The sequence below is a fragment of the Planococcus citreus genome (genome assembly GCF_003664125.1).
GTDB classification, from domain to species: domain Bacteria; phylum Bacillota; class Bacilli; order Bacillales_A; family Planococcaceae; genus Planococcus; species Planococcus citreus.
Genome location: NZ_RCCP01000001.1, coordinates 531,799 through 548,006 on the forward strand (window position 1 = coordinate 531,799; position 16,208 = coordinate 548,006).

The 16,208-nt window shown below is 49.6% G+C and carries 14 protein-coding genes; 2 read left to right on the top strand and 12 right to left on the bottom strand.

Annotated features, from left to right (window positions below; genetic code table 11):
- Position 1: 1 nt before the first annotated feature.
- Together DFR62_RS02750 and DFR62_RS02755 are read right to left on the bottom strand one after the other, a co-directional pair.
- Positions 2 to 1,180, bottom strand: coding sequence for an amidohydrolase (locus DFR62_RS02750; protein WP_121297921.1), 1,179 nt, complete (start codon positions 1,178 to 1,180; stop codon positions 2 to 4).
- A 23-nt stretch (positions 1,181 to 1,203) separates the two neighbouring features.
- Positions 1,204 to 2,400: a hypothetical protein gene (locus tag DFR62_RS02755; RefSeq protein ID WP_121297922.1), complete on the bottom strand. Its 1,197-nt coding sequence runs from the start codon at positions 2,398 to 2,400 to the stop codon at positions 1,204 to 1,206.
- Positions 2,401 to 2,732: 332 nt separating this feature from the next.
- Between DFR62_RS02755 and DFR62_RS02760 the strand changes: the two genes are divergently transcribed.
- A complete protein-coding gene (locus DFR62_RS02760) occupies positions 2,733 to 4,157 on the top strand; it encodes an NAD-dependent succinate-semialdehyde dehydrogenase (RefSeq protein WP_121297923.1) in 1,425 nt (474 codons plus the stop codon).
- A 46-nt stretch (positions 4,158 to 4,203) separates the two neighbouring features.
- Here DFR62_RS02760 and thrB read toward each other — a convergent pair whose 3' ends face one another.
- Genes thrB through DFR62_RS02775 form a run of 3 tightly spaced genes read right to left on the bottom strand, consistent with a single transcriptional unit; the run spans position 4,204 to position 7,462 of the window.
- Positions 4,204 to 5,109 carry a homoserine kinase gene (gene thrB, locus DFR62_RS02765; RefSeq protein WP_121297924.1) on the bottom strand — a complete coding sequence of 302 codons (906 nt, stop codon included), beginning with the start codon at positions 5,107 to 5,109 and terminating at the stop codon, positions 4,204 to 4,206.
- Positions 5,106 to 6,167, bottom strand: coding sequence for a threonine synthase (gene thrC, locus DFR62_RS02770; RefSeq protein ID WP_121297925.1), 1,062 nt, complete (start codon positions 6,165 to 6,167; stop codon positions 5,106 to 5,108). Before thrC ends, thrB begins: the two co-directional genes overlap by 4 nt.
- Positions 6,164 to 7,462 (bottom strand): homoserine dehydrogenase, encoded by a 1,299-nt coding sequence (locus DFR62_RS02775; protein ID WP_121297926.1) that lies wholly within the window; start codon positions 7,460 to 7,462, stop codon positions 6,164 to 6,166. The genes thrC and DFR62_RS02775 overlap by 4 nt, the downstream gene beginning before the upstream one ends.
- Before the next feature lie 128 nt (positions 7,463 to 7,590).
- On the opposite strand from DFR62_RS02775, the gene DFR62_RS02780 reads away from it, so the two are divergent.
- The gene (locus DFR62_RS02780) at positions 7,591 to 8,958 is read left to right on the top strand and encodes an aspartate kinase (RefSeq protein ID WP_121297927.1); all 1,368 of its coding nucleotides are present in this window, start codon (positions 7,591 to 7,593) and stop codon (positions 8,956 to 8,958) included.
- 67 nt (positions 8,959 to 9,025) lie between these two features.
- On the opposite strand, the gene DFR62_RS02785 is transcribed toward DFR62_RS02780, so the two are convergent.
- The 7 genes from DFR62_RS02785 to DFR62_RS02815 form a co-directional block, all read right to left on the bottom strand.
- Positions 9,026 to 9,523 carry a cupin domain-containing protein gene (locus tag DFR62_RS02785; RefSeq protein WP_121297928.1) on the bottom strand — a complete coding sequence of 166 codons (498 nt, stop codon included), beginning with the start codon at positions 9,521 to 9,523 and terminating at the stop codon, positions 9,026 to 9,028.
- Positions 9,524 to 9,567: 44 nt separating this feature from the next.
- Positions 9,568 to 11,193: a M20/M25/M40 family metallo-hydrolase gene (locus DFR62_RS02790; protein ID WP_121297929.1), complete on the bottom strand. Its 1,626-nt coding sequence runs from the start codon at positions 11,191 to 11,193 to the stop codon at positions 9,568 to 9,570.
- A 147-nt stretch (positions 11,194 to 11,340) separates the two neighbouring features.
- A complete protein-coding gene (locus DFR62_RS02795; protein ID WP_121297930.1) occupies positions 11,341 to 12,504 on the bottom strand; it encodes an aminotransferase class I/II-fold pyridoxal phosphate-dependent enzyme in 1,164 nt (387 codons plus the stop codon).
- Between the two features lie 35 nt (positions 12,505 to 12,539).
- On the bottom strand, positions 12,540 to 13,829 hold the full coding sequence (locus DFR62_RS02800) for a TRAP transporter large permease (protein ID WP_121297931.1): 1,290 nt from the start codon (positions 13,827 to 13,829) through the stop codon (positions 12,540 to 12,542).
- Entirely contained in the window at positions 13,826 to 14,320 is a 495-nt protein-coding gene (locus DFR62_RS02805; RefSeq protein ID WP_121297932.1) for a TRAP transporter small permease, read from the bottom strand. The genes DFR62_RS02800 and DFR62_RS02805 overlap by 4 nt, the downstream gene beginning before the upstream one ends.
- Before the next feature lie 65 nt (positions 14,321 to 14,385).
- Positions 14,386 to 15,411, bottom strand: a complete 1,026-nt coding sequence (locus DFR62_RS02810; protein ID WP_121297933.1) for a TRAP transporter substrate-binding protein — start codon at positions 15,409 to 15,411, stop codon at positions 14,386 to 14,388.
- Positions 15,408 to 16,073, bottom strand: coding sequence for a GntR family transcriptional regulator (locus DFR62_RS02815; RefSeq protein WP_121297934.1), 666 nt, complete (start codon positions 16,071 to 16,073; stop codon positions 15,408 to 15,410). Before DFR62_RS02815 ends, DFR62_RS02810 begins: the two co-directional genes overlap by 4 nt.
- Positions 16,074 to 16,208: the final 135 nt, after the last annotated feature.

Genomic DNA, 16,208 nt, shown 5'->3' on the forward strand with positions numbered 1-16,208 from the left:
ATTATTTTCTATTCAAGTAAGAATAAGCGTATTGTGCATATAATTCCGCACCGGTGGAAAGTGCCTCTTCATCGATATTGAACCGACCATGGTGATGCGCCCACTCCGTATCTTTTTCTGGATTCCCCGCTCCGACCAATGCGAAACAGCCAGGTGCTTTGTCCAAAAAGAATGAGAAATCTTCTCCGCCCATCGTCGGCTCTTCATGGTACAAAACATCTTCCCCGAAAGCTTCCGCTGCAACTGCACGGGCCAACTGTGCGCTTTCAGCTTCATTGATGACCGCCTGCGTGCCGCGGATATATTCGAGTTCAGCAGTTCCCCCATAGAGCTCGGCAGTGTTTCTGGCATATACTTCGAGCTGCTTTTCGATATGGTCGCGCACTTCCGGATCGAAACAGCGAACCGTGCCTTCAATAAGTGCATTTTCTGCAATAACATTAAAGCGCGTGCCGACCGTCATCTTGCCGACGGTAACAACTGCAGGCTGCTTTGGATCAACCGTTCTCGAAACAATTGATTGTACGTTCATGACGAATGAAGAAGCCATGACCGATGCATCGATGCACGCTTGCGGCATGGCACCGTGCCCACCGCGCCCTGTGAATCGAATATTGAAAATATCAGCAGACGCGAATGATGGACCTGCTGTGCAAGACACCCTCCCAGTCGGGCTTTGTGACCAGATATGCATGCCGAATACATTATCAACGCCTTCCATCGCGCCTTGTCGGACCATTTCCCGTGCGCCTGTCGCCACTTCTTCCGCTGGCTGAAACAAGAACCTGACCGTACCCTCGAGCTGGTCTTTGACCGAAACGAGCGCTTTTGCGGCAATTAACAACATCGCTGTATGGGCATCATGCCCACAAGCATGCATTTTCCCTTGTTCTTTGGAACGGTACGGCAAATCCGAAGTGAGCTCTTCGACAGACAAAGCGTCCATGTCTGCCCGCAGCGCCACCGTCTTTCCGGGTTTTGCGCCAACTAACTCACCAATGACACCGGTCGGTTCGGTTTTGCGGCAGTAGATCCCAAGTTCGGTCAAATAGTTAAAAACGTATTCCGTTGTTTCATACTCTTCCCAAGACAGTTCTGGTTCGCTATGCAATTTTCTCCGGATATCAATCAATTCCCCGGCATGATTTGCTATTTCTTTTTTGATTGCTTCAAGTATCACTGCAAAACCCTCCTAAATGATGTTTACAGGAATCCGACAAAGATTCCTGCCAAGATGACCGAGACGATGGTGACCGTAATGAATCCAGCGACGAGCATCGGCGGCAGCATGCGGCTAGTCAGCATTTCGCGTTCTTTTTCGTCCTGCGTCAATGCATTGATCACTTCAACAGTGATGATATAATCTGCCGGGAATCCGTAAAGTGCCGTCAACGAGCAAGCGAACGCCATTTCTTTGCTGACTTTGAGGATCTTCCCGATGATGAATGAAAAGATGTACATCCCGACAAGCCCGATAATGATGCAACCAATCAACGGATAGAGAATTTCCAGCATCATTTGAGGTGTCGCCGTTTTCAACCCATCGAAGATGAATAGCAGCAAAGCCATAATTGCAAAGCCGAAGCCATTTGCCTTTTGCAGCGGGTGGCGCTCCAAGAATCCGATCGAACGCGCTAATACCCCGAACAATAAGCACAATACATATGGGCTGATTTCCACAATCGGCGCAGCCAATGTTGAGACAAGATACGCAGCATATCCGACTAAAGCAAGACGGAAGAATTTGAAGAAATCGGTATTGTATTTCTCCGGCAAGGCCGCAAACAGCTTCGGTTTTTCGTCCTGGACTTTTTCTTCAGCCGTTCCTGCTGCTAAAGGTGCGTAATCCGTCAGTTCATTATTGCGGTATTTCTGCAGCAAGTTGCGCCCTTCTCTTTTTAGCATGACAGAAGTCAGTGGATAGCCTGCAAACCCCTGGATAACATAAATGACGATAGCGAACACGGCGAGCGTCGGAAGCCCCGCAGCCGTTGCCCCTTCCGACATGATCAATGCCGATACCAATCCCCCGACAAGTGGCGGGATGGCTACGATAACTGTTTGAAAATCAAACAACAGTGTCCCGATCGCAAGCAAGAAGACGACAATCCCCAAGATTCCGGATAAGGCGATCAAAATCGTGCGCCACTGCTTTTTCAGTTCATCCAGCGACAATAAGGTCCCCATATTCGTGATCAGCAAATAAATCAGCAAAGTGGCGACAACCGGCGGGATTCCCCCGATGGTCACGATATCTTCCGGGAAAAATGTCCAATACCCGATCAAGAACAATACCCCACTTACAAAAATCGATGGAATCCAAGCTTTGGTGCGGATGGAGATCAGTTCTCCGATAAACAGGATGAAAGCCATAATGGCTAAGGCCAACATTTGGGGCATAGTGTTCATTCCTCTCTCTCAGCTTCAAAACATTATTCATTATTTAGTTTTTTCAGAAGCTTATTAGTTTTAAGCAATAGTAGCACAGAATTTCGAGTTCGGAAATAAAATTTATAGACTATTTCGAAATAACTTTAAATTGAATAATCGTTCATTTTAATGTAAGCGCAACCAATAGCGATATATTGCGTATTTCTCAAGACGTGAACTTTTTGAGTCCATTATTTATTTTTTATTGAATTTTTCAAGTACCAGCCCTCCCTCTGCGCAAGTTTAGAGATTTTCCAGGTGAGGTATTGACTACAAGAAGCATAATTTAAGGAGGAGTTTGAATGAACGGCAAACATTATATAAATGGCGAGTGGACGGATAAAGGCAACGATTCCATCAATGTCATGAATCCCGCAACCGGCGAACAAGTCGGCACAGTCCCCAACGGCGGCGAATCGGAAGCGACTGAAGCCGTCGAAGCTGCAGCTGCGGCATTTCCTTCCTGGTCGAAGACGACGGCTTATGAACGAGCAGAATTACTGATGAAATGGCATGATCTTCTATTGGAACACAAAGAAGAAGTCGGGGAAATCTTGACGAAGGAGATGGGCAAGCCGCTAAAAGAAGCGATCGGTGAAGTGGAATATTCCGCCTCGTTCATTTCGTGGTTCGCGGAAGAAGGAAAACGCGTTTATGGCCGGACCATCCCTGCGAGCAAAGACGGCAAACGCATCCAAATCAACAAGCAGCCAGTAGGGGTCGTCGCGTCCATCACACCTTGGAATTTCCCTGCGGCCATGATGGCACGGAAAATGGCGCCTGCCCTCGCAGCCGGCTGTACCTTCGTCTCGAAACCGGCGAAAATGACGCCGCTCACAGCCGTCCGCATGTTTGAGCTCGCGGAGGAAGCTGGATTCCCGAAAGGCGTCGTTAACCTGGTGACCGGCAGCGCCTCACAAATCGGCAAAGTGTTTACGAGCCATCCATCAGTCCGCAAATTGACTTTCACCGGCTCGACTGAAATCGGCAAGGAATTGATGAAACAAGGCGCTGATACGATGCTGAACCTGTCGTTGGAACTTGGCGGGCACGCGCCGATCATCGTGCTCGATGATGCAGATATCGACAAAGCAGTCGAAGGCGTCATGGCGTCAAAATTCCGCAACGCCGGACAGACTTGCGTATGCGGCAACCGCATTTACGTCCAAGAAGGAATCGTCGATGAATTTTCCGAGAAGTTGAAGCAAGCAGCCGGCCAATTGAAAGTCGGCAATGGCCTCGAAGACGGAGTGGATATCGGCCCGCTCGTCGACAAAGATGGATACGAAAAAGTAGAGCGCCACGTAAAAGACGCCGTCGATAAAGGCGCAAAAGTACTAGTCGGGGGTGACGGCCAGACGGATAACGATGCTTACTTCTACAACCCGACCGTTCTCGTTGATGCTACAGAAGATATGCTCGTCATGAACGAAGAAACTTTCGGGCCAGTTGCGCCGATCATGAGCTTCAAAACCGACGAGGAAGCGGTCAAGCTCGCAAACGACACACGCTTTGGCCTGGCTTCATACTTCTTCACTGAAAGTATGTCACGCGGTACGTTTATCGCCGAGAATCTCGAATACGGCATCGTCGGCTGGAATGATGGCCTGCCTTCTACGGCACAAGCTCCATTCGGCGGAATGAAAGAAAGCGGCGTTGGCCGTGAAGGCGGACAGGAAGGCCTCGATGCATTTCTTGAAACCAAATACATCTCCATCAAACTGTGAAGAATATACAGAAAAAGCTCCGGATCAAGGGATCCGGAGCTTTTTGTTATGCCACTGTTTCATATGATTTGGTGCCGCTACAGGCCGGCTTCATTGCCATGCTTTCATAATGCGGGAATAGCTGGCCGAGCGCTTGTGCGATGCGTTGTTCATCGCCAGCGCGGACCGGGATGAAGAGGGACGGGCCCGCTCCGCTGATTGCGTATCCGTAAGCGCCGAGCTCGCGGCACGCTTCACCGATTTCCTTGAAATCCGGGAAGCGATTTTGGCGATATGGCTGATGGAACGTATCTTTGCTCATGAGCTTACCGGCTTTTTCCCAATCGCCAAGCACCATCGCTGCAGAAAGCACATTGGCTGCGGCACTTCCACGTACACTTTCAGCGTGTCGAAGCTGTTCGGGCAAAAGGCTTCTGGACTCTTCTGTCAGGAAAATCTCCTGGGGGATCAATAGCACGACCCCGATATCGACTTGTTCGACGTGCACAGTTTCGATCTGCTCTTCATCATAATAGGAAATTGTCAGTCCCCCGAGCAGTGAAGCGGAGATATTATCCGGATGCCCTTCCATCTCTGTACCGATTTGTACTTTTTCCTGGCCGGACATATGCAGATCGAGCAAACGATTGGCCAATTCAATGCCTGCTGCAATAGCTGAAGCGCTGCTGCCGAGCCCCCGCCCGAGCGGGATATCCGTTTCGATTTCCAATTTGGCTGCCGGCAACTCTTTGCCGTAAGCGGCAGCTGTGCGTTCAGCCGCTTGCAGGATCAAATTATCTTCAACACCGGACAAATGGGCGTATTCAGGTGTTTTATAGTCAAGCTGCCACGAATCTGCAGGCGATACATGAATATTTAAATGGAGGTCCAGGGCAAGGCCGATGGAATCGAATCCGGGGCCTAAGTTGGCAGTGGATGCAGGTACTGCTATCGAAAACTCTTTACCGCTCATACTTTGACCTCCTTTTTTAACTCCTCCCAAAACTGTTCCATGTTCGCCGCTTCGAGCATGCCGTCTTGCTTGCTGACTTCGATGGCTGTCGCTGGGTCTTTCAAACCGTTCCCTGTCAATACACAGACGACAGTCGACCCTTTTTTGATTTGGCCGTCTTCGACTTGTTTTTTTAGGCCGGCAACCGATGCACAGGATGCCGGTTCCGCAAAGACGCCTTCTGTCTTAGCGAGCAACTGGTAAGCTTCGAGGATTTTATCATCGCTTCTCGCAAGGATTGTGCCATTCGATTCATCAAGTGCGTTAAGTGCCAACTGCCAGCTCGCCGGGTTGCCGATGCGGATTGCCGTCGCGACAGTTTCAGGCTGCTCCACGACTTTGTTCTGGACGATCGGCGAAGCGCCTTCCGCCTGGACACCGAGCAGTTCAGGGCGTTTTTCGCCAGTGCGTTCTGCATATTCAGTGAAGCCTTTCCAAGCGGCCGAAATATTGCCGGCATTGCCGACAGGAAGCGCGAACAGGTCCGGCACTTTCCCGAGCTGTTCGATCACTTCGAATGCGATGGTCTTCTGGCCCTCTAAGCGGTACGGGTTGACTGAGTTGACGAGCGCGATGCCTGGGGATTTGCCGATTTCACGGACCATTTCCAAGGCTTCGTCAAAATTGCCTTTGATCTCCAAAATTTCCGCGCCGTACATTTTCGCCTGCGCCAGCTTGCCAAGCGCAATGCGCCCTTCCGGAATGACGACAATCGTCCGCATGCCCGCTCTTGCGCCGTATGCAGCGGCCGAAGCCGATGTGTTTCCTGTGGATGCACAAACGAGGACGCTCTTGCCTTCTTCCTTCGCTTTAGCGACTGCCATGACCATGCCGCGATCTTTAAAAGAACCGGTAGGATTGGCGCCTTCAATTTTGGCGTAGACTTCGATGCCCCAATCAGCAGATAGCTTTTCGAGATGGATCAGCGGCGTATTGCCTTCTTGCAAAGTTAGTTGAGGCGTAGCTTCCGTCACCGGCAGCCACTCTTTATATTGTTCGATCAGTCCAGGCCATCTCATGCTGCATCCTCCCCTTCAATGCGGTAATGGCTGATCAGGCTTGCCATTCCTTCAAGTTCTTTCAAGACATCCAAATGCTGCTGGCGCGAAATTTCATGCGTTTTTAAAATGAGCTCCGCTTTTCCTTCGGTTTCATTTGTTCCTGGATTCTGTACGATTGATTGGATACTGGCGCCGTGTTTGCTGTAAATGGCGCTCACTTTGGACAATACCCCGACGACATCATCCACCAACAAGCGGTGGAAATATTTTGAACAGCTTTTATCCGCTGGCTTGATGACACGTTCATGCTGTGCTGCATGTTCGCGTTTTCCGTTCACGCCGAGAAGCAAATTCCTGCAAGCTGCAATGATATCGGATACGACGGATGTCGCTGTCGGCAATGAGCCTGCTCCCGGCCCGTAAAGCATCGTTTCACCGACCGCATCGCCGTAGATGTAAACGGCATTGAATTCGTTATTGACCGAAGCCAAAGGATGGCTGTTTGCCAGGAAAATCGGTTCAACCGAAACGTCGATTCCGTCTTCATCTTTTGTCGAAGAGCCGACCATTTTCATCGTATATCCCAAGCTCTCGCCCATCTCCACATCGCCATCCTTGATCGTATCCATTCCGCGGATATTGACATCATCCAGCTTCACTTCTGTCGAATAAGCGAGTGATGACAAGATGACCATTTTGCGTGCTGCATCAAGGCCACCGACATCCGCTGTCGGGTCGGCTTCCGCAAACCCAAGTTCAGTCGCTTCCGCAAGTGCATCTTCATAGCTTTTCTTTTCCTGCTTCATTTTCGTCAAGATAAAGTTCGTTGTCCCATTGACGATGCCCATCATGCTTGAGATGCGGTCGGAAGCCAGGCCATCTTCTAGCGTGCGGATGATCGGGATGCCGCCGGCTACACTCGCTTCATAGAAAAGGTCGCATTTCTCGGCATCTGCCAATTTCAATAAATCATGGCCATATTCTGCCATGACGTCCTTATTGGCCGTCACGACCTGCTTGCCTGATTTTAACGCCTGTTCCATCGCCGCTCTGGCGCCTTCGATGCCGCCCATCACTTCTACGATTATATCAAGGGAAGAATCATTCAAGATTTCTTCAATATCTGTCGTGAAGACATTCGGATCGAGGTCCGATATCCGGTCTTTCCCGGCATCACGTACCAACACTTTCCGGATCGCGACTTTTGCGCCGAGTTTGTGCTGAAGATCTTCCTGATGCTGCTGAATGATCTTCGCCACGCCGCTCCCTACTGTCCCGAAACCTAATAATCCGATTGAAATTTCATTTTTCATTGACGATTCCTCCCATGGTGTGTACACTGTGAAAAAACAGCTGTTTTTGTCATAGAGACATTATAGTATTATATTTTGGTGAAAACAACCCTTTTCACAGACTATTAAAAAAGATGGGACTTGATAGGATGAAAGTATGCAAATTCGGTGGAACTTCAGTCGCTAGCGCGCAGCAAATCAGAAAAGTCGCAAGCATCATCAAAGCGGACCCGGCACGCCGGATTGTGGTCGTCTCAGCTCCAGGCAAACGCCATAGTGGAGATGTAAAAGTGACCGACCTGCTCATCCGTCTCGCATCCGCCGCATTAATGGGCGAATCCATCCAGCAGCCCTTGCAGGCAGTCATCGACCGTTACACGGAAATCGCAGATGAACTCGGTCTCGACCGGGATATCATCGACATCATCCGTGCCGATCTCTCAGACCGCCTCCGTGCAGACAGCGGCCAGCATGATTTGTATATCGACTCGATCAAAGCGGCAGGGGAAGACAATTCAGCGAAATTGATCGCTGCTTATTTCACTTCCATCGGAATGCAAGCGGAATACGTCAATCCACATACAGCCGGCTTATTCGTCAATGATCCGCCAGAACGCGCACAAGCTTTGCCGGAATCTTACAGCCAGCTTGCCGCTTTGAGCGACAAGCCGTCAATTACCGTGTTCCCCGGATTTTTTGCTTACACAAAAGACGGCATGCTCCGGACATTTGACCGCGGAGGCTCCGACATTACGGGATCGATCCTAGCAGCTGCAGTCAAGGCTGAGCTTTATGAGAACTTTACCGACGTTGACTGTGTGTTTGCCGCCAATCCGCAAGTCGTGGATAATCCAGTGGAAATCGAGCAAATGACGTACCGTGAAATGCGCGAGCTGTCCTACGCTGGATTTGCCGTTCTTCATGATGAAGCCTTGATGCCTGCATACCGGGCGTCCGTGCCGTTGTGCATCCGCAACACCAACAATCCATCAGCGCCAGGCACGATGATCGTCGCGGAACGCGCCGACTCCCCGCGCCCTGTTACCGGGATTTCCGCAGACAGCGGCTTCTCCACTTTGTATGTCGGCAAGTATTTGATGAACCGCGAAGTCGGATTCGGCCGCAAACTTCTGCAAATTTTGGAAGAAGAAGAAATCTCCTATGAACACATCCCATCCGGCATCGATAATCTATCGGTTATCCTCAGAAGCCATCAGCTCGATGATGAAAAAGAACAGCGCATCATCGAACGAGTGAAAAATGAACTCCAAGCAGATGATGTCCACATCCGCAATGATTTCTCGATGGTCGTCTTGGTGGGCGAAGGCATGAACAATAATAAAGGCCTGACTGCCCGTGCAGCCGCTGCATTTGCGCGCACCAACGTCAATATTGAAATGATTAACCAAGGGTCTTCCGAAGTCAGCTTGGTATTCGGCATCCTGAAAGAAGACGAAGGAAAAATCCTCAATGAACTATACAAGGAATTTTTCGCACCGGCGCTTGTCGGCCAGTAAATTTCCTAAACAAAAAGGACGAAGCGCGAGGTCATCACCTTGCGCTTCGTCTTTTTGTTATGCAACCTCAAGCATTCCATTCCGAAAGCAATGGCCCTTCGTCGCCGTAAACAGGGTCGGTCTTCGGAAGCGGCGTATTGTGGATATCTTCCAGCACATACGGGCGTTCATCAGGCTCCCCGGTTTTCAGGTTGTATTCCACACCCCTGGGATATGCCCCTACGATACGGAAGTCATCGCTTGCCGATAGACGTTTATGGCCTGTCCCCGCCGGTAAAACGCAGACATCCCCTGCTGCCACTTCCACTTCTTTTCCACTTTCGCCCCCCAATTGCAGGCGCGCCGACCCACTCACTACACCGAGTGCTTCGTGTGTGTTGCTGTGGAAATGGTGAAAATCGAATACACCGCCTTGCCACGTATTGCCCCAGCCATGCTGCTGAAAAGCCTGTTCGATTCGCTCTGTCTTTCCGCTGAATGCAGCGGGATAGAAAACTACTGGAAGCCCGGGATTATTCGGGATGGTGCCATCATCTTCAAAATGAAAAAACTGTGCTTCTTTCATTTCGATCAGCTCCTTTTGTCCTTCTTTACCCCGCGTGCTTCCAGTTATGCTTGTTTATTCGACAATACCGGCGTGAACTGAGTCAGCAGCAAATCTTCCAGCAGTACAGGAAGTTCCTCGAATGCACTCTTGCGGTTCAAACGCTCCGTGCGCTGATGCGCATCCCGCCCGAATGGCCCAACATTCAATACCGGTGCCTGAAGCTTTTTCATCGCATCAAATGGGACGCTGTAGCTTCTGCCGTAAACAGGCGTGTTTTGTTCATAAGTCTGCCAGCCTTCGTTTTGGTCCTGGAAATTGACGTAACTTAAATCGGAAATGCCGTTGAAATAATGGCCTTGCTTCACTTCCAGGCCAAAGCGCTCTAACGCCGTTTCTTGTACTTGCTGAATGCATTTCTGGACAAGCTTGGAATCGCTTGAATTGACTGGCGGATAATAGGGCGGTGCAAACAGCAAGATGACCGCAGGCGTCAGTTCATGGCATTGAATCAACAATTGATCGGTGATGGCATGGGATTGCTCCCGCACATCGTGGTCCACATCCTCTGTCACATTCGACATGATCTGCTCAACCGTTTTCTCGCCCAATTTTTCAAGCGCATATTCCTTCAGCTCTTCAAAGCGGAAAACTTTCACTTCGTTGACCGGCTCGATTCCTTCACGTTTGCACATCTCGACGTAATCACGGCTCATTTTAGCCAATGCTTCACGAGCCGTTTCTTCAAACATTTGCATCGTTTCTTCCGCATTGCGTTCGAGCAGGAAAACATTGTACATGGAAACCGCGCGATACGGTGTCTGCGCGGAGTATTCCATTTTAACGTCGCGCTGCAAGACCGTTACCGGAAGCGGCGATGTTTCACCGTAAAGCGTTTCACGGAATTTCGGGTTCCAGCTCATTTCCTGGGTCAAATACGAAGCCATATAATTCGAAGTCAGCCCGCTGAGCGGTTCGCCGACATGTGTTTCTTTCCCGTAAAATAAGGCGCTCGGCATGATTTTCCCGATACTTCCGCTGTAGACTTTAAAATCGCTTTCTTTTGGGTCCTGGGCAAATACCGGTTCGCCGTTCAAGAATAAAGAATAATCGAGCTGATGCGTTTCGGCCAGTTCCAGGAGAAACGGGACGGCATGACGCATGCCATTGGAATTGACTTCCTCATCCGGCACCGTCAACAGCAACAGATTGACCGGCCATTGTTCCGTCGATGCCTTTTCGAGCAAGGCCATATGCAAAGCGAGCCCCGCTTTCATATCCATCGTGCCGCGTCCGAACAAATAATTGCCCGATTCCAAATCGGCCAAAGCTTCTTCAGTGAGCATTTCCTTCCGGTCATGGAGCGCACGTGTCAACAGGCGCGGATTTGAAGCCAGCGGGCGCAAAACCCCGTAATCCTCAGTGGACACCGTATCGAAATGGCTGATCAGAACGACCGTATCCACAGCGTCTTCATGTTTATAAAGTGCCGTCAAAAACGTTCGGCCCCAGTTGACTTCGCCGAGCTCTAAGTGGTCCGGGTGCTGTTTAAAATACTCCAATTCACCCAATAAACCTTTTAATTTAACCGGGAATTCCGCTTCTCCTTGCGTCAGGTAAATACTTTCCCAGCTGACCAGCTCGCACAGCAAATCCTCCAATTTCTCCGGTGTATCCCAGAAACGCTCCATGTAGACCAACCCTTTCCTTTTCCTTTAAATTGAACTTATGGTGTTTAGTTATCGTCGTGTCAAAAAGAACCATTTTATCTCCATAAATGCTTCGAACAGCCCGTGCGATTAATCCGCCGCGGGCTGTTCGAAGCTGTTGCCATTGCCTTATGTTGTATGGAGTGTGGATATAAATTTCTCCAGACGGTCCATGCCCTCTTCCAGGACAGACATGCTGTAAGCATAGGAAATGCGCAGGAATCCTTCGCCGTATTCCGTAAAAGCAGATCCCGGAACAGCGGCCACTCCGCCTTCTTTCAATAAGCGGATGGCAAATTCATAGGAAGGCAACCCGAACTTTTCAATCGAAGGGAAAATATAGAAAGCCCCGTTCGGCTTGATGACGTCAATGCCCATGTCCGTCAGGCGCCCATAAACGAAATCACGCCGTTCAATATAGGCTTTGTTCATTTCCGCAGGCACATGGCGTTGATTCGTCAAGGCTTCGATTGCGGCGTATTGAGCCGGGGCAGAAGCGCAAATTGCGTTGTATTGATGTACTTTCAACACATGCTCCATGAGTTTCGCTGGCCCAAGTATATAGCCGATGCGCCATCCTGTCATGGAATGGGATTTTGACAAACCATGGATGAGGACCGTTTTATCGCGCAAGCTCTCGAAGCAAGCAAATGTGCAATGCGTGCCGCCGAATGTATTCTCGCTATAAATCTCATCAGTCACGATATACAATTCGTGGCGTTCAAAGACATCTTTTAAAGCGGACAATTCATCCATCGTCATCGTGACGCCTGTCGGATTGGACGGAAAGTTCATCAATACCGCCTTCGTGCGCTCATTGATCAATTGTTCAAGCGCTTGTGGCTCGGGCTTAAAATCGGTATCCGATGTATCCAAGTAGACGACTTTGCCGCCGCATAGTTCCACTAATGGCCCATACCCGGAATAAGTCGGTGCCGGCAGGATGACTTCATCGCCTTCTTCCAGTATCGTCCGGAAAACGGAATCCAAGCCTTCGCTCGCACCATTTGTGACAATGATTTCATCTTCTGTCCGATAAGACAAGCCGTAGCTGTCCTTGAAAAAAGATTGAATGGCTTTGCGCAACTCCAAGACGCCTGCGTTATGCGTGTAATTGGTTTGGTTATTGCGGATGGCATCCATTCCTGCCTGCTTGACCGCATCCGGCGTCGGGAAATCCGGCTGGCCGACCGTCAAATTGACCGCATCCGGATAATCCACCATTTGGTTGGCGAATTGGCGAATGCCTGAGAAGACAATCGACTCCGCCCGTTTGTTAATTGTCATGCTCATAGAAAAAACAACCTTTCTTAAATTAGAAATAGCCCTTATTCATAAAGACCTGGCAGCCATAGGGAAAGCTGCGGGACGAACGTGATAACCAGCAAACAGATGATCATTGTGAATAAGAATGGCAGGACCGCATAAGCGATTCGCTCGAACTTGACGCCGCCCACACTCGAGGCCACAAATAAATTGACGCCGAGTGGCGGTGTAACAAAGCCGATCGCCAAGTTCGCGACGAGCACGACGCCGAAATGGACAGGGTCCACGCCCACTTCCGTCACGATTGGAAGCAGGATTGGCGTCAGGACGACTAGTGCCGAGATCGTATCGATAAACATTCCTACTACGAGCAATAATACATTAATGGCGAGCAGAATAACGAATGGATTGGTCGATAAAGCCGTTAAATAATCGGAAATCTCACCCGGTATTTGCTGGATCGTCATGAAATAAGCGAAAGATACCGATAACCCGATGATGATCATCGTCGTCGCATTGATGACAATCGTTTCGCGGAAACTTTCATACAAGCCTTGCCAGCTAAGTTCTTTATAAACAAATTTCCCGATAATGAGGGCATATACGACCGCGACAACTGCCGCTTCTGTCGGCGAGAACACCCCGCCGTAGATGCCGCCAAGGATGATAACGGGAATCAGCAATGCCCATTTAGCATCCCAAAACGCTTTTCCGACATCCTTTAAATGAAACTCCGATTCTTTGCCGGGTTCCGGTTTATAGCCGCGCTTTTTCGAAATCAAATATGCCGTCAGCATCAACGCAGAACCGACAAGAAGTCCCGGCAAAATACCGGCCAAAAACATGCTGCCGACAGAAACACTGCCGATGACGCCGTACAAAACGAACGGAATGCTCGGCGGAATCATGACGCCGATCGAGCCGGCAGATGCCGCAATAGCAGAAGCAAAACCACCGCTGTATTTCCGTGCCACCATCGCTGGAATCATGAAGCCACCGATTGCCGCAACAGTTGCGGGACCGGAACCGGATATCGCAGCGAAGAACATACAGGCAACAATCGTCACCATGCTGAGCCCGCCAGTCATCCAGCCGACCATGGCAGACGCTAGATTCAACAAGCGCTTCGAGACGCCGCCCTTGCCCATCAGGACTCCGGCAAGCATAAAGAACGGAATCGCAAGCAGCGGGAATGAATCAAGTGAAGTAAACGCTTTTTGCGTAATGATGCTCAGTGGCATCGTCGTACCGAAATAAATAGCCGTCAGTGCAGACACGCCAAGTGCGATGGCGATCGGCACACCAATCAATAAACAGACAAACAAAGTACCGAATAACAGGGCGATCGTCATGCCTGAACACCCCCGTCTTTATGCATTTCGTAATCGCCTTTCCAAATTTGGCGCAATTGCACAATCAACCGGATGCACATGCCGATGCCGCCGATCGGAATCGCCAGGAACGGTATCCACATCGGCAATTGCATCGCTGGTGTCACTTGGCCGTTGGATAAACTTTGCATGACAAGAAGGGTTCCAAAATAAGCTAGGAATAACGCCATCGCAAACCAAATCATTAAAGAGATGGTTTCCAAGATCTTTCTCGTAAGCCCATGAAAACGGATAATGAATGCTTCAACACGAATATGTTCACGCAATTTCACGGCATAGCTTGCGCCAATCCATACCTGGAAAATATGGATATAACGCGCCATTTCTTCCGTCCAGCTCGGCGCGTTGGAGAATACATAGCGCCCCACCACTTGGCCGAAAATCAAGGCGACCATCGCAACAAGCGTCAGCACCAATAATGCTTCTTCTGCTTTCGCGAATTTCTTCATCATCAGAATCTTCCTTTCTAAAAAGAAAAATCAAGGAACCACGTCCTTGATTTTTCATCTGTCATTGCTTAGTTATTCGCCTCAAGTGCTCTGTCGATCAAATCTTTCCCGATCTGGCCTTCGTATTTTTCGTAAACCGGTGCAGCCGCTTCGCGGAATGCGTCGCGTTGTTCGTCAGTCAAGTCGTTAATCTGCATGCCTTCTGCCACTAACTGATCCATGAACTCAGTGTCCTGCTGTTGTGCCAGTTCACGTTGTTGATCACGGAATTCTTCAGATGCTTCCATTAACAATTCCTGCAGATCCTCAGGCAAGTCGTTGTAGAAATCATCGTTCATGAGAAGAGAAGTCGCTGCATAGACATGGCCCGTCAACGTCAGGTAATCTTGCACTTCATAGAATTTATTCGTGTAATAAAGCGAGATTGGGCAATCCATTGCATCATATGTGCCTTGCTGCAAGGCCGTGTACAATTCGCCGAACGCAAACGGCGAAGCATTGGCACCGAATGCGTTGAATGTATCGGTATGAAGCGGGCTCTCGAGTGTACGCATCTTCAAGCCTTCCATATCTTCCGGTTTTTCAATTGGCCCTTCGTTATTGGACACGTGGCGGAAGCCGTTTTCGCCGAAGACCAGCCCTTTCAAGCCATTGCTTTCCAAATCAGCCATCAATTCCTGGCCGAGCTCCCCATCAAGCGCTTTGTATGCCGCTTCGTTGTTATTGAACAAGAACGGCAAATCGAACACCTGGAACTTTTCGTTGAATGAAGCCATCGCAGCAACCGCTGGAATGGTCATTTCGATATTGCCTAGTTGAACCGCTTCGATTGCTTCACGGTCAGAGCCATATAACTGGCCATTTGGATACAATTCGACTTTAATGCGTCCGTCAGATTCGGACTCCAGTTTTTCTTTAAAATCGACTGCTGCCACATGGGATGATTGCTCTTCCGGCACTAAATGGGCAAGGCGGATCGTATACGTTTCGCCGTCTCCGCCTTCGTCGCCTGATGAACTGCCGCTGTCCGGCCGGCCGCAAGCGGCAAGGATCAATACGAGCATAAGTAAAATTAGTCCTGTAAGTTTTTTCATAGTTCCTCCTGTGAAATGTATTTCAGCAGCCTGTCCTCGATATTGTCGAGGTGGGCAGCCAAGTGTTTTTTAGTCTTCTCCAAATCCCCTTGTTCCAACGCTTCAATGATGGCACCGTGTTCTTGGTGGGCGATCACGGCACTATCGAATACTTTTTTAGACAACAGCAAGAACGCACGGCTGCCCCCTGTGTTCACTGCGTGAATCAATTCACGCAAGCGCTTGTTCGGGTGGTATTCATAGAATTGGTCGTGGAACCATTGATCCCAATCCATGAATTCCGCAAAATCATGCGCTTGAATCGCTTCCCATTGACGTTCATGGGCATAGCGCAATTCCTTTAAGACATGCTGTTGATCTGCTTTCGACAACCCTTCAATCCCGTAAATCTCAAGCAATCTCCTGAGCTCCATGATTTCCTTGACGTCCTGGTGGGTAAATTTGGCGACGAGCGCCGGTTTCGTTTTCCTCAACTCGATAAGCGCATCAACAGCGAGTCTCTTCAGCGCCTCCCGCAGCGGCGTCCGGCTGATGCCCAGTTCAGCTGCGAGCTTTTCTTCCGGCAATTCTTCCCCCGGCTTCAATTCTCCGCTGATGATCATTTTCTTGATGGATTCGTATGCCTGTTCAGCCAGCGTCGGCTGCTTGACGATTTTTCTCATGATTCCTCCCTTCCCATCCAAAACTTACACAGTGTATACTGTATACAGAAAGTATAGAATACTCATTTTTATTTGTAAACATAAATTTCAGAATAAATTCACATTTTAGACATATCCTTTTTCCGTTGAAGAACC

Bases quoted from the DNA above. Each gene is read 5' to 3' on its own strand.
- DFR62_RS02755 (WP_121297922.1), bottom strand. From the start codon at position 2,400: ATGCCCCAAATGTTGGCCTTAGCCATTATGGCTTTCATCCTGTTTATC.
- DFR62_RS02760 (WP_121297923.1), top strand. From the start codon at position 2,733: ATGAACGGCAAACATTATATAAATGGCGAGTGGACGGATAAAGGCAAC.
- thrB (WP_121297924.1), bottom strand. From the start codon at position 5,109: ATGAGCGGTAAAGAGTTTTCGATAGCAGTACCTGCATCCACTGCCAAC.
- thrC (WP_121297925.1), bottom strand. From the start codon at position 6,167: ATGAGATGGCCTGGACTGATCGAACAATATAAAGAGTGGCTGCCGGTG.
- DFR62_RS02775 (WP_121297926.1), bottom strand. From the start codon at position 7,462: ATGAAAAATGAAATTTCAATCGGATTATTAGGTTTCGGGACAGTAGGG.
- DFR62_RS02780 (WP_121297927.1), top strand. From the start codon at position 7,591: ATGAAAGTATGCAAATTCGGTGGAACTTCAGTCGCTAGCGCGCAGCAA.
- DFR62_RS02785 (WP_121297928.1), bottom strand. From the start codon at position 9,523: ATGAAAGAAGCACAGTTTTTTCATTTTGAAGATGATGGCACCATCCCG.
- DFR62_RS02790 (WP_121297929.1), bottom strand. From the start codon at position 11,193: ATGGAGCGTTTCTGGGATACACCGGAGAAATTGGAGGATTTGCTGTGC.
- DFR62_RS02795 (WP_121297930.1), bottom strand. From the start codon at position 12,504: ATGAGCATGACAATTAACAAACGGGCGGAGTCGATTGTCTTCTCAGGC.
- DFR62_RS02800 (WP_121297931.1), bottom strand. From the start codon at position 13,829: ATGACGATCGCCCTGTTATTCGGTACTTTGTTTGTCTGTTTATTGATT.
- DFR62_RS02805 (WP_121297932.1), bottom strand. From the start codon at position 14,320: ATGATGAAGAAATTCGCGAAAGCAGAAGAAGCATTATTGGTGCTGACG.
- DFR62_RS02810 (WP_121297933.1), bottom strand. From the start codon at position 15,411: ATGAAAAAACTTACAGGACTAATTTTACTTATGCTCGTATTGATCCTT.
- DFR62_RS02815 (WP_121297934.1), bottom strand. From the start codon at position 16,073: ATGAGAAAAATCGTCAAGCAGCCGACGCTGGCTGAACAGGCATACGAA.